Raw genomic sequence first — 23,049 nt, forward strand, 5'->3', positions numbered from 1 at the left:
GTGCTTCAGAATTATGGAGTCCGCTCAATGGCTTGCATCTCTGCGGAACACAAGAACACCTGGAACACCGATTTTCGGCATAGAGAGGAGTAGCCAATAAAAAATTGGGTGGATATGCGGATCCGGCGAGAGGCGCGGTGCGAGCTCCGGCGCGCGCGATCGGCGAGAGGCGCGGTGCGAGCTCCGGCGCGCGCGATCGGTCAGAGTTTCCGGACATTATGCCTGACGGCCCGACGGCGGTGCAGTGGCTCATAAGCCGGCAAAATCGCGCGCTGAATAGGATGCGCGCCGCCGCCTCTCTCCCCGGCCGCCGCGCCCTTAAACGCGAACGCTGGCGACCACACGGGTGCGAAAGACGGGGAGATTGATTGGAAGTGCCCTGGAGAGACCGATGCTCTGTCTTGCGACAGTCCCCGATCTTACGGCCGAACCGCCTCCAGGATCCCGATCGCTCGGGATCGCGAACAGGTACTCTCGCGGGCGCGTCAGGGCAAGTCTGACTAGAGTGGCAGACGGTCTCTCCGCCTTGGCGTGAGTCGCTGCAATGGCTTAGGTCAATCGCCGATCGCTACCCACACATCAGCCCACGAATGAGGTGCAGCCGAGCGCTCGCCGCGAACCCGGTTCGCGCACCCGTCAGCCACGGGTAGGGGGTGTTCCGCGCGAACCTGGTTCGCGCTTCGAGGGGTGGCACCCCCCCAAACGCGATCGACCCCTCTCGCCTCCCCTTGCCTCGGAACTTTGGGCCAATTTCTGGACAGAGATCGCACCAGAAAAAAAATCGACGATGGACCCAGCGTCGCACCCCCGTCCGCGCGCGCTACCCCCGCGCCAGCGTTCACGCCGACCCCCTCTTCACCAGGTCCAGGAGCGAGCTGGCGTCCGGCCATGGTTCAATCGCACTAGAATCGGGCCGTAAGATTTCTCCCCTCCTACCCGCATTGTCTTCAAAGATGATTGCTGTCGGTGTGACGGACAGGGATCCATCCAGGCACAAGTCGCAGTCAGGATCCTCACTCCACGCTTGAAGGCCCTGCAGGTTCTCGCCCGAGTAAAAGCTGCGGAGGTGCCGAAGCACTGCGTTCGCTTGTGTGACAGCGTCCGCGACGGTACGGATCTTTGCATAAAGCTCAGTCGTTTGATGATTCAACGCTCGCAGCGTGAACCTCTCCCAATGATTATCGCGAAGGGTAGCCGCGGCTTCGTAGATGAGTGGAAGGACCGCTATGGCGTCATCGGCCACATCGTGTTCATCGAGTATAGCGAGGCCCTGCATCCGGTGCAGTGAAACTATTTCGAACTGACTCACTGCCTGACCACGAGAAGCGTCCCTGCGAAGTTCTAGTTGGCGGCTGGAAAGCACGCGCTCAACGGTGAGGTTGCCCCCTAGGCGCCGAGCGCGATCTAGACGATCGCATAGCGGCTGCATCTGTCGGCGCATCACAGCGCCGATATTCTGGTAGGTACGGAAGACATTGCCGCGCGCCTGAATTGTAACCCGAAGATCAGCACCAAATGTTGCGAGCTCGCGTTGAAGCGGCGCGCGGATCGCATTGAACGCTTCTCGTTTCTGATAGTAGGCCCAATCCTGCTTGGCTGCTTTCCAGGTGGCATTCTCGATGTGCTTTACCCAGCAGTCTTCCCCGATCAGCCGGAGCAGCTGATCAGCGCAGAGCACGATCCTGCCGGCCCTAAACTGAAGGTTCCGTTCACAGTACGAGCAGCGATACCACTGATCTCTTATCGGTGCGGGCGGAGTATTCCCGACAAACTCGAAGAGCATGTTCTGTACAGGCGGCTTCATGCGCTCGATCGGCAATTCGGCTACCGCACGACCGGCGGCCAGGTGTGCCGCGATCATCTTGCGCGTGGTCTCAACGAGCTCGCGATCCATCATGTCCAAAGGCGCTCAGCCGGGCGGAAGCCCAAGGAACTGTTTGACCAATTGCGTGATGGCAGCCGTCGTAGCGTCCAGCGCTGCGTTTCCGAGTTTGGCGCCCGCCTTCGTCGCTGCGGCTTTGATCCAGCCCGTAAGCTTCGCCGTGATCCGCTTGGACTTGGACGCCTCTGGTAACGTCCGCGAGAGTTCGGCTAGATCCTCATCGTTGATCCCTAGCTGCCGGAGCACCTTATCCAGCGCAGCGCGGTCCCCAGCCATCACCGCAATCTGGTTAAGCTGATCTATGTTTTGGATCTGGTTCTCGTTCCCGATCGAAACGAACTGACCCGAACCATAGAGATGGTTGTGGATGATCTGCTGCGTATGTTGCGGGGTGCTGTTAGCTAGCTTCTCCAGGTCGAGGCCACTTTCATCCGCCAGATCAAGCGCTAGCTGCAGAACGCGCGTTCGTATCGTGTCGATGATTCCTGTGAACGCACTCGGACCAATGACCTGCCAGGCATCCGTCATATGTGCATTGTCTACGATCTTGTCCTGATAGTAGAGCACGAGATTTCCTGGCCAGTTTCTTTGCAGCGTCTTGCCATCGCTGTCGGCTAAAAATTGAAGCTGCGCGACTGGTTCGCGAACGACAACCTTCTCGGCAAAGTGCCGGTGCTCCTCTTCGAGCACCACCGGAGGAATGAGCAACGTTTGGATATAGGCAATGTTCTGAAATCGTCCCTGTGCTGCTGCGGGTATCGAACGGTAAGGCGGAACTGTCGCGCCAGCGAGATAGCCATTGAGCTCGCTCTCTGCCCAAGTCGACAGAGTTTCCGACTTCAATTTCCTCGCGAGCCGTAAGCAGAGACGCAGCAAATCCGGGATGGGCGTTGAAGTCGTCGTAGCGCCATCAATGATGGTTTCAAGAAGCGTAGCCATTCCAGATGTTCTCCGGGCTTTTTTGGTCGCTTTGGTTTTGCGCTCGGCGGCGGCGAGTCATCTCGCCTGCACTCATAAGGCGAGTCTCAGCGAGACGCGCAGGGCTGCCGCCCTTTTGCCACGTATCACGGGCCTGAACAAGAGGAGAACAAGCACTGGGAAACGGAACGTGGGTAGGCACCAGGGTAGCACGAAGGCACCCAGCCCAAGTTACTGATATAACACGATAAATAGTGAAATTTGGCGGAGGGAGGGGGATTCGAACCCCCGATAGGGCTTTAGGGCCCTATAACGGTTTAGCAAACCGCCGCCTTCAGCCGCTCGGCCACCCCTCCGCACAAGAGACGTCCGTTATTGAGCAGCTTGCGCCACGGCGTATGCGCGGGGGTTTAGTAACGGCCGGGCCGCCCAATGTCAAACCGGCTCCGAAAACCGCCCTGCCCCGGCCGCAGACCCGTTTTGGGGTCTCCAAACGCAGTCGCCCCTCCGACGAGGACGGAGGGGCGACGAGGCGAGTTGGATCCCGATCAGCCTGTGATGTCAGGGGGGCCGATCGCAGATCGATGGACGATGTCTTGGAACGCTGTGTTTCGGGGGGAACCAGCGCATCACCGCCCATGGAAAATCAATGTTCGACCCCCTCGAGCGTTCCCCCGGAATCCCCGAAAGCTATGCGAGGACGCGGCCGGGCGTCCGACTAACGCCGCTCGTATTGCCGCGCGCCGAACAGCACGTCCCGCTCCGCAGCGGAAAGCTGCTTCGGCGTACGCGAGAGCTCGGCGAGCACGGCGAGGCCGCGCACCACCGCGGGCCGCGCGGCGACGGCGTTGAACCAGCGCTCGAGGCTCGGATAATCGCCGAGCTGCACGCCCTGTTTCTCCCAGTAGCGCAGCCAGGGGAAGATTGCGATGTCGCTGATGCCGTAGACCCCGCCGGTCAGGAATTCGACCTCGGCCAGGCGGGTGTCGAGCACGCCGTAAAGCCGCTTCGCCTCGTTGGTGAAGCGCTCGATTGCGTAGGGCGCCGGCTCTGCCGCGTAATGCCGGAAATGCACCACCTGGCCCAGCATCGGCCCGATATTCGCCATCTGAAAGGCGAGCCATTGCAACGCGACCGACTGGTCATGCGCCGACTTCGGCCAGAGCCTGCCGGTCTTCTCGGCGAGGTAGATCAGGATCGCGCCGGATTCCATCAGCGAAATCGGCTGGCCGCCGGGACCATCCGGATCGACGATCGCCGGCACTTTGTTGTTCGGGCTGATCTTCAGGAATTCCGGCTGGAACTGGTCGCCCTTGGCGATGTCCACCGGGATCGGCGTGTAGGCCAGGCCGAGCTCTTCCAGCGCGATGTGGATCTTGTGCCCGTTGGGCGTCGGCCAGGTATAAACCGCGATCTCACCCGCCATCACGCCGCCGCCTTCTCGAGCGCCTTCAACCCGCGCCGCACCGCGGGGCGCTCGGCGATTGCACTGACCCAGCGCTGCACGTTCGGATAATTCTCCATGTTGAAGCCGAAGCTGTGGCTGTTCCGCACCCAGGGCCAGCAAGCAATGTCGGCGATCGTGTACTCGCCGCCGGCGAGATAGGGATGCTCGGCGAGCCGCTTGTCGACGACACCGAGCAGGCGCCCGACTTCATTGGTGTAGCGGTCGATCGCGTAAGGCACGCGCTCAGGCGCCACGCTGCGGAAATGGAACGCCTGGCCGTACATCGGCCCGATATTGGCGATCTGGAACATCAGCCATTCCAGCGTGGCGTAGCGCGCCCGCGGTTCCGCGGGCAGAAACATTCCGCTCTTCTGCGCGAGATGTACCAGGATCGCGGCGGATTCGAAGATCGCCAGCGGCTTCCCATCGGGGCCGTCGGTATCGACGATCGCGGGAATCTTGCCGTTGGGGTTGATCTTCAGGTATTCGGGCCGGGTCTGTTCCTTGGCGCCGAGATTGATCTTGTGCACCCGATACGGCAGGCCGGTTTCCTCCAGCATGATGTGGATCTTGTGGCCGTTCGGTGTGGTCCACGAATAAAGCTCGATCATGCCGCAATGCTGAAAGGGAACGTGGCGGGAGGGGCAGTCTTCTCGATTTCCCCCGCCCTGGCAAGGGTTCAAGGCTCGTTTGCCCTCTAAGGAATGCCGGTGGACAGGCGCAGCAGGGCTGGGCATCGTGCGGCCCGGGATTTTGGGAGAGCTTTTGGATGACGGAGATCGGAAGAGCCCATAGTGGCTTTGCGGATTTGCTCGGCTACAAGCTGACCGCGCGCGGTGTCGGCAGCGCGGAAATGACGCTGAAGGTCGGCCCGCAGCACTTGAACCGCGCCTCGATCCCGCATGGCGGCGTGCTGGCCACCCTGCTCGACAGCGCCGCGGGATTTGCCGCCGCTTTCGTCGACGACCCGGACCAGCCGCGCGCGGTGGTGACGCTTTCGATCAACGTGCTGTTCATCGGCCAGGCCCGGCTCGGCGACACGCTGATCGCCCGCGGGAAGAGGATCGGCGGCGGCAAATCGATCGCCTTCGCGGAAGCCGAGATCACCAGCGACGGCAAGACCATCGCCCGCGCCGAAGGCACCTTCAAATATCTCGGAACCGGCCGCGCTACTTGATGTCGGATTCCTGGCGCCGCGCGATCAGCTTGCCGAGGCTGTCGGTTCTCGCCTTGGCCGCATTGCCCCCGACATAGGTGACGTAGATCGAGATCACGCCGCCCGACGTCGTCATCGCATAGGACATGACCTCCGCGCCGTCGTCCTGGTAGGACGATTTCGAGCAATTGGCGACGCCGAGGACCGCCTCGCCTTTCTGGCCCTGCACCACGTCCGCGACTGACTGCTCAAACTCTCCATCGCATTCGTCCTTGTAACCGGCGAGATAATCGAGGACGACATCGCGCAAGTTTTCCTGGCCGAGATACTCTTGCCAGAACTGGCCCGCGCCGATCGGGGTCGAGAAAGTGTATTTCGGGTCGCCCGATTTGAAGGTCTGCGCCTTGATGGAGATCATCGAAGGCTTGGCGCCGGTGACCTCGACCAGAAACTGCTGCACCTCGTCCATGCTCTGGGTCAGGGATTTCAGCCGGGCCGCGCCGGCGTCGGTTCCGCTGCTGCTCGACTGCTGCTGGCTGTCCCCACCCTGCGGCTCGCCCTCGCCGAAGGGCTGCGCGCTTTGCCCATCACCACTGCTGCCGCTGCTCTGTTGATTGTCGCTGCCTCCGCCGAACGGATTGGTGGATGCTTGCTTGGTGTATTGATCAACGCAGTCGAGCAAGCGGTTGAGCGCCGCGTTCGAGCCACTGAGATTGAAGATGTAGTCGCCGCCTTGGGTCCTGAACGTGAGCGTATTCCCGCCCCTGAGTTCGTCGAACACGGCTTGGCCGCGTTCGACCCCAATCTTCACGTAGGTCGCGGAGTAGGTCTCAGCTGTCCCGTTGTAAACCGGATTCCGATCTATCCAGTAGGTGATCCGGTAGGACTGGTTCAGAGGCAAGTTCCAGCCCTTGCTGTTCAGGTAGAGCTCCAGGTTCCAGGTCTTGTTGACCGTGATGCCGACATAGACGTTGGCATTGTTCAGGGCCCAGACGGTGCAGTCGGTGAACTGACCGGTATTATCATCGGTGAAGACAAACCCGGTCCACTGACCGACGGTGAATTCCTCGGTCTCCTTCGCCTCCGCCGGCGCGAGTCCGGCCAGCGCGGCGCTCACGCCGACCAGCACGATTCCCAGCGCAGCCACAAACCCCCGCATGGCCACCTCCACCCACTGCCCGATGCGTAGATGCTATCAAGCCGGGGGTGGGATCGCCAAGAGGCCGGCCCGTGGGTCCGGCCTATGCCGCTGGCGGCAGCGTCAGATCTTGAATGGCGCAGTTGCCTCCGGCTGCGCCGCGGCGCCCAGGCCGAGCCGGGCGTATTCCGCCGGCAGCCCGCCGGTGATCGCCAGCCACATCATCCTGAGATCGGAGACCGCGCCGTAGAACGGGTTGATCCGGATCAGCGGGCGATTGTGCTCGATGAAACGATGCGATCCGACCGCCATGCAGACGGCGATCATGATGCCGAGTGGGGCCAGCAGGATATCGCCCAGCACCGCGGCCGCCAGCGTGCTGGCGGCGCCGACCAGGGTCGCCGCATAGTGGACCCCGCGGGTCGCCGGGCGGCGATGGGCATCGAGGTAGAGGCGCCAGAAATCAGAATATGAAATCTCAAAACCGCGCTTGTCGGTTGGCATTCTGCGTCCCCACGCTTGGTTGCCCACGCTCGTACTACTCTGCCGATTTAACACAGATAAGTGACGGAAGCCTGACTGAAAGGGCCGGCGCGCCTCTTGCGCCGGAAAAATTGAACGTCACTCGGTCTCGCCCGCTGCTGCGGCCAACTGCTTCGCCATCTGCGGCGTCATGGCCGGCGGCGGCGCGTCTGCCGCCGTGTCGGGTGGCGGGGCATCGGGCCGTTCCGGCGCGGACATCAGCAGCTTGTCCGCGAGACTCCGCAACACCGCGCGGTTGGCCTGCAACATGTCTTCCGCCAGCAGTTTCAGCACGCGGATATTAGTGTTGCTGGCATCGTCCATGTCGTCGTTGCCGACGTCGAGTCGCGCCTGGAAGCGATAATACTGGCGCAGCCCGTCTTCTGTCTCAGGCAGCAATTGCTGCAATTGATGGTCAACTACGTCGCAAATGCCGTCGCACATCAGCGCGAAGGCCGGCTGTGCCCAGCGGGCGGCGCCCCAATCCTTCACCTCGTCGTATGGCAATCGCCGAGTGAGCTTCCCGGTTCCCAAGGAAACCATGATGACGCCGTCGCTGCCGGGGTAGCGGTGCAGCGCCTCGACATAGGCACACATGCCGGGGTTGTAGGCAAAGAGCGCCCCATCGACCAAAGCGTAATAGTCATTCGGTCCGTCGATCTGCACCTGCATCGGCTCGAAATAGGTCGGCGCCGCGGTCGCGGCGCGGATCACCTTCTTCATCGGGTAGTCGTAATAGGACTTCTGCTTGGCGTTGCAGGTCTTGAAGAAGAAGGGGATGCGCCGCTCGATCTCGTAAGCCGGCACCACCACGTCGGCCAACGCGTCTTTCAGCCGCGATTCACCAAAATAATCCTGCAGCACGCCCTCGATCCCGGCCGAAGGATACTTGCCCTCCGCCAGCGCGCCGACCGACCGGATCTTGTGCCAGACCGAGCGGGAGAAGACGCGTTTGCCCTCGACCTCGTAGAGCCGGACGATGTCGCGGGCGGTGTGGCGCGGCTTGCCTTCGGCATTGGGGCAGGCCAGCGCCAGCGCCACCAGCCCGCCGGTCGAGGTGCCGACGATAAGGTCGAAGAGATCGATGATCGGCCGGTTGGTGCGGCGCTCGAGATCGGAGAGCACCATGGCCGGCAGGATGCCGCGAATGCCGCCGCCGTCGATCGCGAGGATCCGCAGCGGCCGGCGTTGGGCCGGCTGCGGCGTGCCGTCATGGGTCGCGGGGCCGACCGGGTTGGCGGGCGCCGGATTGCGGCCGAACAGGACGCGCTTGGCGATCGAGAACGGCTGCACCGCCATCGATCACTCCCCGTCCCGATCCTGCGTGCCCGCGCGAGGCAACATCCGGCATCCTGTGAGGATTGTTCCCGGGCCCGACCCGGCATCCCGAGTCGACGGGACCCGACCGAGCCCGGCCCGAAACTTAGCAAATCCTAAGCGCGATTGGTTAATTTTCGTTGACGCTGCGCCCGGCCGCGGCTTGCTGCAACCAGGGCCTCCGGCCATACTCCCGCCCCGTCATTCACCTGTCGCGGAGTCTTGAAGCCATGGCGCTGCCCGTCTCGGCCGGCCCATCGGGCCCGGTTGTCGCCCGAATCCTGCTCGAAATCGAAGCCGTCCACCTCCGCCCCGACCAGCCCTTCACCCTCACCTCGGGGCGCGCCAGCCCGGTCTATATCGACTGCCGGAAGATCATCTCCTTCCCGCGGGCGCGCCGGAAAGTGATCGAGCTCGCCGCCGAGCTGGTCGAGCGCGAGATCGGCTTCGAGAGCCTGGACGCCGTCGCCGGCGGCGAGACCGCCGGCATCCCCTATGCCGCCTGGCTTTCGGATCGCCTCAGCCTGCCGATGCTCTACGTGCGCAAGAAACCCAAAGGCTTCGGCCGCAACGCCCAGATCGAAGGCAGCATGCCGGTCGGCACGCGCTGCCTGGTGATGGAGGACCTCTGCACCGCCGGCGGCTCGCTCGTCACCTTCGTCGATGCGGTGAAGCAGGCCGAGGGCAAGGTCGAGCATGCGCTGGTCATCTTCCACTACGGCACCTTCCCGCAATCGACCGCGACCCTGGCGGAGCGCGGCGTGAAGCTGCACGGCCTCGCCACCTGGCGCGACGTGCTCGATGTCGCGACCGAGACCGGCCGGCTCGATGCAAAAGCCCGCGCCAGCGTCGTCGCCTTCCTGGAGGATCCGGAAACCTGGTCCCTCGCCCATGGCGGCAAGGCGGTCGCATCTTGAATCACACCGTGAAGCCCAAGCCCGCGCTCGACATCGATTTCGTCCGCGCGCAGTTCCCGCCGCTGAAAGACGGCTGGGTGTTCCTGGAGAATGCCGGCGGCTCCTACGTGCCGAAGCCGGTGATCGACCGCACGGTCGAATACATGACAGACAGCCAGGTCCAGCCGAACTGGGAGTTCGACTCCTCGGTCCGCGCCACCGACCGCATCAAGCGCGGCCTGCAGGCGATGGCCGACTTCATCAACGCCGAGGTCAATGAAATCTTCCTCGGCCCCTCGACCACGATGAACGTCTTCATGATGGCGCAGGCCCTGGCGCCCTCCTTCAAGCCCGGCGACGAAATCATCGTCACCGAGCAGGACCACGAGGCCAATGTCGGCGCCTGGCGGCGCCTGGAAGCGCTGGGCCTCGTCATCAAGGAATGGCCGGTCGATCGCCAGACCGGCGCGCTGGTGCCGGACGGCTTGAGCAAGCTGCTCAGCGATCGCACCAGGCTGGTCGCGATGACGCATTGCTCCAACGTCTGCTCGATCGTCCACGATCTGCCGAGCATCGTGAAGCAGATCCACGCCGCGGGCGCGCTGGCCTTCATCGACGGCACCGCCTACGCGCCGCATTTCCCGATCGACGTGAAGGCGCTCGACGTCGATTTCTACGTCTTCAGCCTCTACAAGGTCTGCGGGCCGCACCAGAGCGTGCTCTACGGCAAGCGCGCCTTGCTGGAGAAGGCGGCGGCGCAGAACCATTTCTTCATCGGCGACGAGAGCATCACCTACAAGTTCCTGCCGGGCGGTCCCAACCACGAGCATGCCGCCGGCACGGTCGGCACCGCCGATTATTTCGACGCGCTCTACCGCGCGCATTTCAAGCAGCCGGAGAATGCCTTCCACACCCGCGTCGCGCGGGTCTACGAGGTGATCGGCGCGCATGAGGCGGCACTCGCCGCCCGGGTCGAAGACTATCTGCGCAGCAAGCAGAACGTCCGCATCCTCGGCCGCGTGCCGACCCGCGACGGACGCCTCGCCCCGGTGATCGGCTTCTGGATCCCCGGCCGTTCCTCGACCGAGATCGCGGCGAAGCTGCACCGGCACAAGATCGCGATCGGCAACGGCGACTTCTGGGCGCGGCGCTGCATCACGGCTCTGGGCCTGAAGCCGGAGGACGGCGTGGTCCGCGTCGGCATCGCCCATTACAACAGCGCCGAGGATATCGACCGGCTGATCAAGGGCTTGGACGAGGCGCTGGCCTGAGGCTGCATTTGCCTAAAATGCAGTACCTGCGTTCGGATACACCATGATGGTGGTTTGATCTCGGTCACGCGCGGCGAAGTTGCCGCAGGCCGAAGACGCCTCCGGAAACTCATGGCATGTTGAGCTTGCTCGACATCGAATGAGGAAACATCATGCGCCGGCGCAAGCCAGCCGAACGCTTCCGTCCCGTCCTGAAGTCATCTGCGATCGCCGTTGCCGCCAGCATCGACGACCTGTCGGACGGCGCGGATGTCCGCTTCCTGCTGGTGCGCCACCCGGACAGCTGGTCGTTCAAGGGCTGCGACGATCACCGTCTCGACGGCAAGGTCGAATCCGTCACCATCGAGCGGCGCCATCCGGACGGCATCCCGAGCGGCCGCTATCTGCGCGTGCCGGTCGATGCCATGGTCGACCCCTGGGGCCGCGTTGCGATCGAGCTGGAATTCGACACGCCGGAAGGCGTGCAGCATGCCGAGCTCACCATCCAGACCCGCGACGACACCATGGCGGCGAGCCTGTCCTCCGGCGCCGAGACCGACCCGGAGACCATCCACATCACCGGCGGCTCGGTGCTGGCGCAGACGGCGGCAGCGGCGGTCTTCTTCGTCGAAGGCAGCCCCGGCGACGTGCTCGACCTCTCCGACGACAAGACAGGCCGCTGGAGCGCCGGCGACAGCGACGGCACCCACACGCTCTACCTGCGTCACGACCAGGGCGGCCAGCGCACCGCCACCCTCGCCGTGCGCAACGGCATCACCGTCAGCGTCGGCTAGCGCCTACTTCTTCTCCGAGCTGAGCGGGCCGAATAGCAGGTTGTCGAGCCCGCGCACCAGGCCTTTCATCGCGCCCACGCGCCGCGCCGCCAGCAGGGTGCCGCCGACATAGGGCTCGGCCGAAGTGCCGGCCTCGTGCCGGATCTGCAGCCGCTCCCCGTTGGCGCCGAAGATGGTCTCGACCGCCAGCACATAGCTCGGCAGCCGGATCGAATGCACCCGCCCGCCGCCGACATCGGCGCCGCGCGCCTCCTTCGGGCCGATGATCTTGTCCACCGGCACGCCGGGCACGCTCGGGCGGATCCGCCCCAGCCGCTCGGCCAGTTCCTGCGCGGTCCCCGAGGGCACGTCGGGCTTGGTCGATTTCGCGTAATCGAGGATCTCGTAATCCGCCACCTGCTCGGCCGCCAGCAGCGAGAAACGCGTCAGCAGCGCCGCGGTCAGCGAGAAGTTGCCGCTCGCCACGACGCCCAGCCCCTGCTTGTCGGCCTTGGCCGCTATATCGTGGTAGTCCCCCGGGCTCATCCCGGAGGTGCCGATCACGACCGCGACCCCCATGTCGAGCGCGGTCAGCACATTCGCCTTCACCGAGGAGGGATGGGTGTAGTCGATGTAGACATCGGTGTTGTTGGCCGAGAGCGCGTCGGCCACCGAGGCCGCGACCTTGACCCCGCCGATTTCCGTCCCCGCCGCCTTGCGCGCCACCGCGCCCGAAAGCTCCAGGTCCGCCGCCCCGCGCACGCCGTTGATGAGGGCCGAGCCGGTCCATCCGGTCGCCCCGCCGATGCAAATCCTCAAAGCCATGATTTCCCCTTATCCTCAAGATCTTGCGACCAATTGTCTGGTCACAATCCCACCTTTGACTTAGGTCATTCCGGATAGGATATTACCGAGACTCCATGAAGGCTAGGCAGTTCAGGCACCGAGATCGCCCCGCGCCAGCCGTGCGATAAGGATCTAGCCCGTCATGACTTCGAGCCCGAAGCCGAACTCGTTCGCCGCCCGCGATTCCCAATACCATCTCCACGGCTACACCAATGCCGTGAAGAACGAGAAGGACGGCGGCTTCGTCGTGGTCCGGGGCGACGGACCCTTCGTCTACGACGAGAACGACAAGGAATACCTGGACGGCCTCTCCGGCCTCTGGTGCGCCGCACTCGGCTTTGGCAAGGAGCAGCGCATCATCGACGCCGCGGTCCGGCAGATGGAGAACCTGCCCTACTACCACACCTTCACCCAGAAGGCGCCGGCGGTCACCGTCGAGCTCGCCGAGAAGCTGGTGGCGCTCGCCTCGCAGGCCGCCCCGATGTCGAAGGCCTATTTCTGCAACTCGGGCTCCGAGGCGAACGATACCGCGATCAAGATGATCTGGTACCTCAACAATGCGCTCGGCCGCCCGCAGAAGAAGAAGCTGATCGCCCGCGTGAAGGGCTATCACGGCGTCACCGTCGGCTCCGGCTCGCTGACCGGCCTGCCGCTGGTGCACAAGGATTTCGATCTGCCGATCGCCAACATCCTGCACACCGATTGCCCGCATTACTACCGCTTCGGCAAGCCGGGCGAATCCGAGGAGGATTTCGCCACCCGCATGGCCGAGAGCCTGGAGGCGCTGATCCAGCGCGAAGGCCCGGACACCATCGCCGCGATGTTCGCCGAGCCGGTGATGGGTGCCGGCGGTGTGCTCACCCCGCCCAGGACCTATTGGGAGAAGATCCAGAAGGTGCTGAAGAAGCATGACATCCTGTTGGTCGCCGATGAGGTGATCTGCGGCTTCATGCGCACCGGCAACCAATGGGGCAGCCAGACCTACGGCATGAAGCCCGACATCATGACCATGGCCAAGCAGCTCTCGGCGGCGCAGATGCCGATCGCCGCGGTGCTGATCAGCCAGCGGGTCTATGAAGGCCTGCGCGACAATTCCGGCAAGCATGGTTCCTTCGCCCATGGCATCACCTATTCCGGCCACCCGATCGCCGCGGCGGTGGCGCTCGAGACCCAGAAGATCTACGAGGAGCGCAAGATCCTCGACCATGTGCGGGCGATCGCCCCGGTCTTCCTGGAGGAGCTCCGGAGCTTCGCCGACCATCCCTTGGTCGGAGAGGTGCGCGGTATCGGTTTGATCGGCGCGCTCGAGCTCATAAAGGACAAGAAGACGCGAGAAGGCTTCGATCCGTCGCTCAGCGTTGGGCCGAACCTGATCCGGATCGCGCATGATCACGGCGTGATCCTGCGGCCGGTGGCGGATTCGATCTGCTTCTGCCCGCCGCTGATCTGCACCGAGGGCCAGATCCGCGAGATGTTCAAGCGCTTCCGCAAGGCCCTGGCGGAAACGCAGGAATGGTTGAAGAGCCAGGCAGTCGCTGCGTGATGCGCAATTTCGATTCCTTCTTCCGCGAGCGTCTCGACGACCTGAAGACCGAAGGCCGCTACCGCAGCTTCGCCGACCTGGAGCGCATCGCCGGCTGCTTTCCACGCGCCCTCTACCGCGCGGCGCCCGACGCCGCCCCGCGCGAAGTCACGGTCTGGTGCAGCAACGACTATCTCGGCATGGGCCAGCATCCCGCGCTCACCGAGGCGATGCATGCCTCGATCGCAAAGACCGGTGCGGGCGCCGGCGGCACCCGCAACATCTCCGGCACCAGCCACGAGCTGGTGCAGCTCGAGCGCGAGCTCGCCGCCTTCCACGGCAAGGAAGCGGGCCTGGTCTTCACCTCCGGCTACATCTCCAACGAGGCCGCGCTCGGCACGCTGGCCAAGCACATGCCGGAAGCGATCGTCTTCTCCGATGCGCTGAACCATGCCTCGATGATCGCCGGCATCCGCAACAGCCGCTGCGAGTTCAAGGTGTTCCGCCACAACGACACGGAACATCTCCGCCAGCTGCTCGCCGCCGCCGATCCCCATCGCCCGAAGATCGTCGCCTTTGAATCGGTCTATTCGATGGACGGCGACATCGCGCCCTTGAAAGACCTGCTCGACGTCTGCGAGGCGTTCAACGCCCTCACCTATCTCGACGAGGTGCATGCGGTCGGCCTCTATGGCGCGACCGGCGCCGGCATCGCCGAGCGCGACGGCCTCGCCCATCGCTTCCATGTGATCGAAGGCACCCTTGGGAAAGCCTTCGGCCTGATCGGCGGCTATATCACCGGCTCCGCGCCGCTGGTGGATTTCGTGCGCAGCTTCGCGCCCGGCTTCATCTTCACCACCGCCCTGCCGCCCGCCGTTGCGGCCGGCGCGCGCGCCAGCCTGAAGGTGATCCGCGGCGCCGCCGACCTGCGCCGGCGGCACCAGGCGATCGCCGCCGACCTGAAGGCGCGGCTCGCCGCCGCCGGCCTCCCCGTCATGGCAAGCGAGAGCCACATCGTCCCGGTCCGCGTCGGCGATCCCAAGGCCTGCAAGCGCGTGGCCGCGATCCTGTTGGAGCAGCACGGCATCTATGTGCAGCCGATCAACTACCCGACCGTGCCGAAGGGCACCGAGCGCCTGCGCCTGACGCCGACGCCGCTGCATGAAGAAGCGGATGTCGCGCAGCTGATCGCGGCGCTCTCCAGCGTCTGGCGGGAACTCAGCCTGCCGGTCGCCGCTTAAACCAGAGTGCTTTCACGGACATTGAGCTTGTGGCACCCCCACCCAACCCTCCCCCAAAGCTGGGGGAGGGCTTCGCATCGCGCGTGGCATCTCCCTCCCCCGACTTCGGGGGAGGGTTGGGGTGGGGGTGCCGCGCAATGACTCTCTCCGACCAGTGAGCCCGATGACCTCGACCGTTCAGCCCGCATCCGCCCTGCGCCCGCGCCTCGCCGTGACCGCACTGTTCCTGGCCAACGGCAGCGGCATCGGCCTCTGGGCCGCGACCGTCGCGCCGATCAAGCTCCTCTACGGCCTCTCCGACTTCCAGCTCAGCATGGTGCTGCTGGCGTTTGCGATCGGCGCCATTCTGACCATGACCATGACCGGCCATATCGCGGCCCGCTTCGGCTCGGCCCGGGTCGCGCTGCTGACCGGTCTCGCTTTCGTGGTCGTGGTGCCGATCCCAGCCTTCATGCCGAGCCTGGTGACCCTCTCGCTCGCGATCCTGTTGTTCGGCGCCTGCAACGGCGCCATGGACGTCGCCATGAACGGCCATGGCGCGGTGGTGGAGAAGCTCTACGGCCGGCCGATCATGTCCTCGTTCCACGCCGCCTTCAGCCTCGGCTGTCTGGTCGGCGCGGGTGCGGGGAGCGCGATCCTCGCCGCCGGTTTCGGCCCGACCGCGACGATGAGCTGCGCCGGGCTCTGGGGCGCGCTGCTGGTGATCGGCTTCGCACGCAGCCTGAAGGTGCGGGAGACCGGACCCCGCGAGGCCTCCGTCGGCTTCGCGCTGCCGAGCCGCGCCGCACTCCTGGTCGGCAGCCTCGCCTTCCTCACCATGTTCGCGGAGGGCGCGATCGCCGATTGGGCCGGCGTCTATCTGGTGACCGAGACCGGCACCACCACCGCGATCGCCGCCTGGGGCTATGGCAGCTTCGCGGTCACCATGATGATCGGCCGCTTCGCCGGCGACCGGCTCGTGCATGCCTTCGGCGCGGCCAAGGTGGTCGCCTTCGGCGCGGCAATCGCGGTGGTCGGCCTCGCCATCCCGCTCGCCTTGCCGCAGGTCGAGACCGCGATCGTCGGTTATGCCCTGGCCGGGATCGGCATCGCCAACATCATTCCCGTCATGTTCAGCGCCGGCGGCCGCGCGGTGCCCGACCATCCCGCGATCGGCGTCGCCATGGCCGCGACCTGCGGCTATGCCGGATTCCTGTTGAGCCCGCCGCTGATCGGTGTCTTCGCCGAGACCCTGGGCTTGCGCGTCGCGCTGATCAGCCTCGCCGCGGCCTTGCTGGTGGTCGCGCTCGCCACGCCGAAGGTGCTGGGCGGCAAGCGACCGTCATTGGACAGCTCCTCGGTTCCGGCGGTAGATTAGACTTATGTACAAGGACAACAGCCTGGTCCCGTCGGAAGCGGTGCGCCTCGCGGCCCTGGGTCTGCTGGCCAAGGGACCGCGCGCCTATGCCGATCTCGCCCGCGAGATCCGGCATTTCGCGCAACGCATCGTCGGTCCGTCGCTGGAACTGCTGGGTCCCTCGCTGGAGCTCTTCAAGGTCGAAGGCCTGATCGAAGCGCAGAACCCGAAAGCCCCGCATGACCAGCAGGTCATGCTGCTGACCGAATCCGGCCATGCCGAGCTGCGTCGACTGATGACCGCGAATCTCCGCGGTCCCATGGGCGAGGTCAACAAGCTGATCATCGCCCTGAAGCTCCACTTCTTCGAAACGCTTTCCCCCGAGGAGCGCCGCAGCCAGGCCGAGGCGCTGGAAGAAGCCTGCGAGCGCGAGCTCACCCGCCTGCTCGATCTCCGCAGCCACCACGCCGAGAACGGCGGGCTGCTGGTTGCCTGGCTGGATCACGAGATCGCCGAGATCGAATCCCGCCGCGCCTGGTTCAGGCAATTGACCGGAACTGCCGGGCACTGATCGACGGTGCATCCACGGTCGGGGGGCCGTTGCCGATGAATGACCTGCTGAAGATTCTGGCCGCGGCCACAGCAGGACTTGCGGTCTTCATCATCGTGAACGCCTTCGTGCCGCACCTGGCAATAACGGGACTCGGCGCTCTCAATCTTGCCATTCAGTTCGCCGTGGTCTTTCTGGCAGGAACGATCGCCTTGCGCCTCGGCCGCCTCGTCAATCGGCGCCTGGACACCAGCCTCAAACCACGCACCTTCGTCCTGGCGCTGGGCGGGGCGACGCTGATCTGGCTTGGCTACGCGAGCCTGGTGGGTCACGCGACGGCGGGGACGATCATTGTCGCCGTTATCGCCGATGTCCTGGCGGTCCTGGCGATCTGGTGGCAAAGCGGCTCGGCCGACTGACCCGGCCACCTAGTTCGAAGCCGCAGCCCGGCTGATGGCGCTCACCCGCCAGATCGTATTTCCCACGTCATCGGCCACCAGCAAGGCGCCGCCGCGGTCGATGGCCACGCCGACCGGGCGGCCTGGCGCCTCTTCACCCTTGTTGACGAAGCCGGTCAGCACGTCGATCGGCGGACCCTGCGGCTTGCCGTCCGCGAAGGACACGAACACCACCTTGTAGCCGCTCAAGGGCTCGCGGTTCCAGGAGCCATGCTCGCCGATGAAGACGCCGTGGCGCAGATGCTCCGGCATCGCATCGCCACGGGCAAAGGCGAGACCCAGCGGCGCGACATGATTGCCGAGCGCATAGTCCGGCACGGTCGCCCGCTTCACCAGCTCGGGATTCTGCGGCTCGACCCGGGTGTCCACATGCTGGCCCCAATAGGAGAACGGCCAGCCATAGAAATGCCCGTCCTGGACCGAGGTGAGATAATCGGGCACCAGGTCGCTGCCCAATTCATCGCGCTCGTTGACCACGGTCCAAAGCTTCCCGGTCTTCGGCTCCCAGCCGAGGCCGTTCGGGTTGCGCAAGCCCGAGGCGAAGATGCGCGACTGCCGCGTGGCGAGGTCGATCTTCAGGATCGCCGCCCGCTGCACCTCGACGTCGAGCCCGTTCTCCGCCGCATTGCTGTTCGAGCCGACCGTGGCATAAAGCGCCGCGCCGTCGGGGCTGGCGATGATGTTTTTGGTCCAGTGATGGTTGATCTCGCCGGCCGGCAGGTCGGCGATCTTCTCGCCCGGCGCGGTGATCTCGGTATCGCCGTCGCTGTAGGGGAAGCGCAGGATCGCGTCGGTGTTGGCGACGTAGAGCGCGTTGCCGATCAGCGCCATGCCGAACGGCGAGTTCAGATTCTGCAGCAGCACATGCCGTTCCTCCGCGACACCGTCCTTGTCGGGGTCGCGCAGCAAAGTGATCCGGTTGGCGCTGGGTGTGCCGGCGCCGGCCCATTTCTGGAACAGGCCGAAGAACCATCCCTTGATCCCCTTGGCATCCTCCGGCCGCTCCGGCGCGTTGGTTTCGGCCACCAACACGTCGCCGTTGGGCAGCACCGCCAACCAGCGCGGATGATCGAGCCCGCTCGCGAAGGCCTTCACCGCGAGGCCTTGCGCAGGCATCGGCCGTTCGTTCTCCGGCCAGCCGGTGGCATCGGCGATGTTCACGGTCGGAATCCAGGAGGTCCGCGGCGCCGGGATCTGCGGGTTGGGGCCTTGCGCCTGCGGCTCCGGCAGTTGCGCCTGGTCGCCGCATCCGAAGATCAGCGGCGCCGACAGCGCGAGCAGGCCAGCCAGGGTTGCGCGCATGATGGCCTCGCGGATTGCATCCAGATGGAAGCAAAACCGGCGCCATCGGCCGTAGTTCCGAGAGTCGGAGAAGAGCTCAGTTCGGTGCCAGGGCCCGGCCGGGACCGAACATAGCCATCCTGCCTCTAAAACAAATGCTGCCCGCCGGTGAGGAAGATCTCGGTCCCGGTGACGTAGGAAAAGTCCGAGCCGCAGAGCTGATAGACCACGCCCGCCACCTCGTCGGTGGTGCCCATGCGGCCCATTGGGATCCGCGGAATCAGCGCCTCGTATTCGGGTCCGACCATGGCGGTCTCGATTTCGCCCGGCGCCACGGCATTGACCCGGACGCCCAGGTTCGCGAACTCCACGGCGAGCTCGCGCGTCAATGCCGACAAGGCCGCCTTCGAGGTCGAGTAGGCCGAGCCGGCGAAGGGATGAATCGCATGGCCGGCGATCGAGGTGATATTGACGATCGTCCCCTTCCCCTTGTGCAGCGGCTTGGCGAAGCCGCGCGCCAGGATCAGCGGCGCGAAGAAGTTCAATTCGAAAACTTCCCGCCAGGCAGCAACGTCGCCGTTGAGGACGCCGAGCCGTTCCTTGAACGAGGTCTTCGGGCTGATCGCCGCGTTGTTCACCAGAGCATGGACCGGCTGGTCGCCCAGCACCTTCAGGGCCTCCTCGATGAAATGCTCGGTGTCGGCGGTCTTGGCGAGGTCGGCGGTGATGTGGTGGGTCCAGTTCGGATCGGCCTTGCACTCTTCCGGGATCGCCTCGCGCGAGCAGGTGATGATGCGCCAGCCCTCGGCGCTGAAGCGCTGCACGGTCGCATGGCCAATGCCGCGGCTGGCGCCGGTCAGGACCACGGTCTTGCGGGATGGCCCCGCCTTCGTTGAGTCGGTCATTTGTCTCCTGTCACCCGAACCGGCGAATGACGCGGTCCGCGCCCAGCGGGTCCTGGTGGATGATGATCTCGGCGCCGGGGAAGGCCTCGAGCAGGCTGGCCTCGACAGTATCGGAAATCCGATGCGCGTCCTTCAGCGTGATATCCGGCTTCAGGTCCAGGTGGAACTGGATGAAGCGGTCCTGTCCGGCGACCCGGGTGCGCAGCTCATGCAGGTCGATGACCTCGGGATTGGACCGGATGATCAGCTTGATGCGGTCCCGGTCCTGGTCGTCCATCTCGCGATCCATCAGCATGTCGAGCGCGGCGCGGCCGATCGAGAGCGCGGAGAAGGCGATGAACAGCGCGACCAGCAGGCCGAACAGCGGATCGATCCACCACCAGCCGAGCAGGCTGGTCAGCAGCAGCGACACGATGACCGCGAGGTTGGCGAGGAAATCGGTGAAGTAGTGGGCCGAATCCGCATGGACCGCCATGGATTCGGTCTGCCGGATCACGTGGCGCTGGAACAGGATCAGCACCAGCGTGAGGCCGATCGAGACCACCATCACCACGATGCCGACGCCTTCCTGCTCGACCGCCTCGCGGTAGAAGAAATGCTTCCCAACCTCGAACAGCAGCAGCAGCGAGGAGCCGAGGATGAAGGCGACCTGAACCAGGCCGGCCAGCGGCTCCGCCTTGCCGTGGCCGAAACGGTGCTCGGCATCGGCCGGCGTCACCGCCGTGCGGATGGCGAAGAGGTTGACCAGGGAGGCGCCGAGATCCAGCGCCGAATCGAACAGCGAGGAGAGCATGCTGACCGAATTGGTCGCGACGAAGGCATAGAGCTTGATCGCGATCAGCAAGGTCGCCACGCTGACCGAGGCCACGCCGGCAGCGCGCATCAAGGACGCGGATTTCTCGGAAACAGCCATTACGGAAACAGCTTCTCGGTGGTCCAGCCGTCACCGGCGTCATTGCGGTGATAGACTGTGCGGTCGTGCAGCCGGAACGGCCGGTCCTCCCAGAACTCGATCAGCCGCGGCTTCACCCGGAAGCCCGACCAGTAGGGCGGGCGCGGCACCTGGCCGATCGCATGCTTGGCGGTGAATTGCGCGACCCGGGCTTCGAGTTCGAAACGCCCCTTCAGGGGCCGCGACTGCTGCGAGGCCCAGGCGCCGATCTGGCTCGCCTTCGGCCTGCTGTGGAAATAGGCATCGGCCTCGGCGTCGGTGACGCTCTCGACCTCGCCTTCGACCCGGACCTGGCGCCGCAGCGACTTCCAATGGAACAGCAGGGCCGCCTTCATCGTCCCCAGGATCTGCCGGCCCTTGCGGCTCTCATAGTTGGTGTAGAAGACGAAGCCCTGCGCATCCTGGCCCTTCAACAGCACCATCCGCACCGAAGGCATCCCGTCGGCGCCGACCGTCGCCAGGGCCATGCCGTTCGGGTCGTTGGGCTCGGACTTCTCGGCCTCCGCAAACCAGGCTTCGAACTGGCGGAAGGGCGCGTCCCAGGAATGGATGGTGGCGGTGGATTCGGTCTCGGTGCTGGTCATGGCTCACTCGGTACTGCCCAGGGATCGTTCTCGGGGGCGGATATTGCCCCGGGCTTCGTGGCAACAATAGCGGCGATTAGGACGCACACAACATCTAGCGCTTGGCCACCCTGCCTCTTGTAGGGATATGGGGTAGCCCTTACCTTTGGGCGCGGAGGAGACTGAAGTTAATGGCTGACCCCTACAAGACCCTCGGCGTTTCCCAGGGCGCAACGGCGGACGAGATCAAGAAGGCTTATCGCAAGCTGGCGAAGAAGCTTCACCCCGACGTCAACCCCGGCAACAAGAAGGTCGAGACCCAGTTCAAGGAGGCGACCGCCGCCTACGACCTGCTGAGCGACGCCGAGAAGCGCCGCAAGTTCGACGCCGGCGAGATCGACGACAACGGCAATCCGCGCGGCTGGGGCGGCTCGGCCGGTCGCGGCTGGGGCGGGGCGACCGGTGGCGGCGCACGACGCGGGCCGCGCGCGGCCGATGCCGGAGTCGACGATTCCTTCGCCGAGGACCTGTTCCGCGACTTCTTCAATTTCGGCCAGCGGGCCAGCGGTGGGGGCCAGCGCGCCGGCATGAAAATGCGCGGCGCCGACGTGACCTACAAGGCCGAGGTCGCCTTCCTGGAAGCCGCGCGCGGCGCGAAGAAGCGCCTCACCCTCTCCGACGGCAAGACCCTCGACATCACCATCCCGCCCGGCACGGTCGACGGGCAGAGCCTGCGCTTGAAGAGCCAGGGTCTCCCCGGCCAGGGCGGCGCGCCCAATGGCGACGCCTATGTCGAGATCAGTGTGAAGCCGCATGCCTATTTCGAGCGCGAGGGCAGCGACATCCTGCTCGAATGCCCGATTTCCCTCGGCGAGGCGGTGCTCGGCGGCCAGATCACCGTGCCGACCATCGACGGCAACGTGTCCTTGAAAGTGCCCAAGGGCAGCAACACCGGCACCCAGCTCCGCCTGAAGGGCAAGGGCGTCGCCGACGCCAAGGGCCTGCGCGGCGATCAATACGTGCGTTTCGTGGTCGTTCTGCCGCGCCAGATGGACTCGGAGCTCGAGCAAGCGGTCGAACGCTGGGCCAAATCCACCGGCGCCGACCAGGACGTCCGGGACAAGTTTTCGAAGAGCTAAGCCTTTGATCCGCCTTTGCTCTTCGCGATAAGTCGGGGTCGCCGCTCAATTGACCGGAACTGTTAATGGTGTAGGATGCGGCGATAAATCCGCAGTTCCTCTCGATTCAAGGTTCCAGAAATGACGGAAAACCGTGGGCTGATGACCGGCAAGCGCGGGCTCATCATGGGCGTCGCCAACGACCGGTCGATCGCCTGGGGCATCGCCAAGGCCGCCGCCGATCAAGGCGCGGAGCTTGCCTTCACCTACCAGGGCGAGGCGCTGGAGAAGCGCGTCCGCCCGCTGGCGCAACAGGTCGGCGCGAAGGTCGTGCTGCCCTGCGACGTCTCCGACGACGCCAGCATCGACAAGACCTTCGAGGCGATCAAGGCGAGTTGGGCCAGCCTCGATTTCGTGGTCCATGCCATCGCCTTCTCCGACAAGGACGAGCTGAAGGGCCTCTACGTCGATACCTCGCGCAAGAACTTCGCGCTGACCATGGACATCTCCTGCTTTTCCTTTACCGCGGTCTGCCAGCGGGCGCGGCCCTTGATGCCGAACGGCGGCAGCCTGCTCACCCTCTCCTACTTCGGCGCCGAGAAGGTGATGCCGCACTACAACGTGATGGGCGTCGCCAAGGCCGCGCTGGAATGCTCGGTGCGCTATCTCGCCGCCGACCTCGGCCCGGAGAACATCCGCGTCAACGCGATCTCGGCCGGCCCGATCAAGACGCTGGCGGCTTCCGGCATCGGCGACTTCCGCCACATCCTGCGCTGGAACGAGCTCAACGCGCCGATGAAGCGCAACGTCACCATCGATGACGTGGGCGGCTCCGGCCTCTACTTGCTGAGCGACCTCTCCCGCGGCGTCACCGGCGAGTTGCACCACGTCGACGCCGGCTACAACACGGTCGGCATGATGCGGACCGATTCGGCGGCCGACCTCGCCGACATGCTGAAGAGCTTCAGCGAGCGCTGA

Annotated in this window: 23 protein-coding genes and 1 tRNA gene; 11 read left to right on the forward strand and 13 right to left on the reverse strand. The window is 64.9% G+C overall.

Annotated features, from left to right (window positions below; all coding sequences use genetic code 11):
• Window positions 1–838: 838 nt before the first annotated feature.
• From ACH2CY_RS19395 to ACH2CY_RS19415, 5 genes are all read right to left on the reverse strand, one after another.
• Window positions 839–1,897: a hypothetical protein gene (locus ACH2CY_RS19395; protein ID WP_395021006.1), complete on the reverse strand. Its 1,059-nt coding sequence runs from the start codon at window positions 1,895–1,897 to the stop codon at window positions 839–841.
• A 12-nt stretch (window positions 1,898–1,909) separates the two neighbouring features.
• On the reverse strand, window positions 1,910–2,821 hold the full coding sequence (locus ACH2CY_RS19400) for a hypothetical protein (protein ID WP_395021008.1): 912 nt from the start codon (window positions 2,819–2,821) through the stop codon (window positions 1,910–1,912).
• Between the two features lie 241 nt (window positions 2,822–3,062).
• Window positions 3,063–3,156, reverse strand: a tRNA-Ser gene (locus ACH2CY_RS19405).
• Between the two features lie 362 nt (window positions 3,157–3,518).
• Entirely contained in the window at window positions 3,519–4,226 is a 708-nt protein-coding gene (locus tag ACH2CY_RS19410; protein ID WP_395021009.1) for a glutathione S-transferase N-terminal domain-containing protein, read from the reverse strand.
• Window positions 4,226–4,858 carry a glutathione S-transferase N-terminal domain-containing protein gene (locus ACH2CY_RS19415; protein WP_395021010.1) on the reverse strand — a complete coding sequence of 211 codons (633 nt, stop codon included), beginning with the start codon at window positions 4,856–4,858 and terminating at the stop codon, window positions 4,226–4,228. The genes ACH2CY_RS19410 and ACH2CY_RS19415 overlap by 1 nt, the downstream gene beginning before the upstream one ends.
• Window positions 4,859–5,016: 158 nt before the next feature.
• Between ACH2CY_RS19415 and ACH2CY_RS19420 the strand changes: the two genes are divergently transcribed.
• A complete protein-coding gene (locus ACH2CY_RS19420; RefSeq protein WP_395021011.1) occupies window positions 5,017–5,424 on the forward strand; it encodes a PaaI family thioesterase in 408 nt (135 codons plus the stop codon).
• On the opposite strand, the gene ACH2CY_RS19425 is transcribed toward ACH2CY_RS19420, so the two are convergent.
• The 3 genes from ACH2CY_RS19425 to ACH2CY_RS19435 all read right to left on the reverse strand — a co-directional run bounded on the left by ACH2CY_RS19425 (window position 5,417) and on the right by ACH2CY_RS19435 (window position 8,362).
• Complete coding sequence (locus tag ACH2CY_RS19425) at window positions 5,417–6,574, reverse strand: hypothetical protein (RefSeq protein WP_395021012.1); 1,158 nt, start codon at window positions 6,572–6,574, stop codon at window positions 5,417–5,419. The genes ACH2CY_RS19420 and ACH2CY_RS19425 overlap by 8 nt on opposite strands.
• A gap of 90 nt (window positions 6,575–6,664) precedes the next feature.
• Window positions 6,665–7,045 carry an Mpo1-like protein gene (locus ACH2CY_RS19430; RefSeq protein WP_395021013.1) on the reverse strand — a complete coding sequence of 127 codons (381 nt, stop codon included), beginning with the start codon at window positions 7,043–7,045 and terminating at the stop codon, window positions 6,665–6,667.
• A gap of 117 nt (window positions 7,046–7,162) precedes the next feature.
• Window positions 7,163–8,362 (reverse strand): patatin-like phospholipase family protein, encoded by a 1,200-nt coding sequence (locus tag ACH2CY_RS19435; protein WP_395021014.1) that lies wholly within the window; start codon window positions 8,360–8,362, stop codon window positions 7,163–7,165.
• 248 nt (window positions 8,363–8,610) lie between these two features.
• On the opposite strand from ACH2CY_RS19435, the gene ACH2CY_RS19440 reads away from it, so the two are divergent.
• From ACH2CY_RS19440 to ACH2CY_RS19450, 3 genes are all read left to right on the forward strand, one after another.
• A complete protein-coding gene (locus tag ACH2CY_RS19440) occupies window positions 8,611–9,297 on the forward strand; it encodes an orotate phosphoribosyltransferase (protein WP_395021015.1) in 687 nt (228 codons plus the stop codon).
• Window positions 9,298–9,305: 8 nt separating this feature from the next.
• Window positions 9,306–10,547, forward strand: a complete 1,242-nt coding sequence (locus ACH2CY_RS19445) for an aminotransferase class V-fold PLP-dependent enzyme (RefSeq protein WP_395021016.1) — start codon at window positions 9,306–9,308, stop codon at window positions 10,545–10,547.
• A gap of 152 nt (window positions 10,548–10,699) precedes the next feature.
• On the forward strand, window positions 10,700–11,320 hold the full coding sequence (locus tag ACH2CY_RS19450; RefSeq protein ID WP_395021018.1) for a hypothetical protein: 621 nt from the start codon (window positions 10,700–10,702) through the stop codon (window positions 11,318–11,320).
• 3 nt (window positions 11,321–11,323) lie between these two features.
• Here the strand turns inward: ACH2CY_RS19450 and dapB are convergent, their stop codons facing one another.
• Window positions 11,324–12,124, reverse strand: coding sequence for a 4-hydroxy-tetrahydrodipicolinate reductase (dapB, locus tag ACH2CY_RS19455; protein ID WP_395021020.1), 801 nt, complete (start codon window positions 12,122–12,124; stop codon window positions 11,324–11,326).
• Window positions 12,125–12,287: 163 nt separating this feature from the next.
• Here dapB and ACH2CY_RS19460 point away from each other — a divergent pair, with 163 nt between their 5' ends.
• The 5 genes from ACH2CY_RS19460 (at window position 12,288) to ACH2CY_RS19480 (ending at window position 17,213) form a co-directional block, all read left to right on the forward strand.
• Window positions 12,288–13,688, forward strand: a complete 1,401-nt coding sequence (locus ACH2CY_RS19460) for an aspartate aminotransferase family protein (RefSeq protein WP_395021021.1) — start codon at window positions 12,288–12,290, stop codon at window positions 13,686–13,688.
• On the forward strand, window positions 13,658–14,908 hold the full coding sequence (gene hemA / locus ACH2CY_RS19465) for a 5-aminolevulinate synthase (RefSeq protein ID WP_395021023.1): 1,251 nt from the start codon (window positions 13,658–13,660) through the stop codon (window positions 14,906–14,908). Before ACH2CY_RS19460 ends, hemA begins: the two co-directional genes overlap by 31 nt.
• A 163-nt stretch (window positions 14,909–15,071) precedes the next feature.
• Window positions 15,072–16,265 (forward strand): MFS transporter, encoded by a 1,194-nt coding sequence (locus ACH2CY_RS19470; protein ID WP_395021024.1) that lies wholly within the window; start codon window positions 15,072–15,074, stop codon window positions 16,263–16,265.
• 4 nt (window positions 16,266–16,269) lie between these two features.
• Window positions 16,270–16,815 carry a hypothetical protein gene (locus ACH2CY_RS19475; protein ID WP_395021025.1) on the forward strand — a complete coding sequence of 182 codons (546 nt, stop codon included), beginning with the start codon at window positions 16,270–16,272 and terminating at the stop codon, window positions 16,813–16,815.
• Window positions 16,816–16,850: 35 nt separating this feature from the next.
• Window positions 16,851–17,213, forward strand: a complete 363-nt coding sequence (locus tag ACH2CY_RS19480; RefSeq protein ID WP_395021026.1) for a hypothetical protein — start codon at window positions 16,851–16,853, stop codon at window positions 17,211–17,213.
• 9 nt (window positions 17,214–17,222) lie between these two features.
• Here ACH2CY_RS19480 and ACH2CY_RS19485 read toward each other — a convergent pair whose 3' ends face one another.
• From ACH2CY_RS19485 to pdxH, 4 genes are all read right to left on the reverse strand, one after another.
• Window positions 17,223–18,554, reverse strand: a complete 1,332-nt coding sequence (locus ACH2CY_RS19485) for a PQQ-dependent sugar dehydrogenase (protein ID WP_395021027.1) — start codon at window positions 18,552–18,554, stop codon at window positions 17,223–17,225.
• 125 nt (window positions 18,555–18,679) lie between these two features.
• Window positions 18,680–19,438 carry an SDR family NAD(P)-dependent oxidoreductase gene (locus ACH2CY_RS19490; RefSeq protein ID WP_395021028.1) on the reverse strand — a complete coding sequence of 253 codons (759 nt, stop codon included), beginning with the start codon at window positions 19,436–19,438 and terminating at the stop codon, window positions 18,680–18,682.
• A gap of 10 nt (window positions 19,439–19,448) precedes the next feature.
• Window positions 19,449–20,351, reverse strand: a complete 903-nt coding sequence (locus ACH2CY_RS19495; RefSeq protein ID WP_395021029.1) for a cation diffusion facilitator family transporter — start codon at window positions 20,349–20,351, stop codon at window positions 19,449–19,451.
• On the reverse strand, window positions 20,351–20,974 hold the full coding sequence (gene pdxH / locus ACH2CY_RS19500; protein WP_395021031.1) for a pyridoxamine 5'-phosphate oxidase: 624 nt from the start codon (window positions 20,972–20,974) through the stop codon (window positions 20,351–20,353). The genes ACH2CY_RS19495 and pdxH overlap by 1 nt, the downstream gene beginning before the upstream one ends.
• A 170-nt stretch (window positions 20,975–21,144) precedes the next feature.
• Here pdxH and ACH2CY_RS19505 point away from each other — a divergent pair, with 170 nt between their 5' ends.
• A complete protein-coding gene (locus ACH2CY_RS19505; RefSeq protein WP_395021032.1) occupies window positions 21,145–22,092 on the forward strand; it encodes a DnaJ C-terminal domain-containing protein in 948 nt (315 codons plus the stop codon).
• Between the two features lie 120 nt (window positions 22,093–22,212).
• Window positions 22,213–23,049, forward strand: a complete 837-nt coding sequence (gene fabI / locus ACH2CY_RS19510; RefSeq protein WP_395021033.1) for an enoyl-ACP reductase FabI — start codon at window positions 22,213–22,215, stop codon at window positions 23,047–23,049.

Origin of the sequence: Dongia sp., assembly GCF_041905885.1 — a bacterium.
In the GTDB taxonomy this organism is placed as follows: domain Bacteria; phylum Pseudomonadota; class Alphaproteobacteria; order Dongiales; family Dongiaceae; genus Dongia.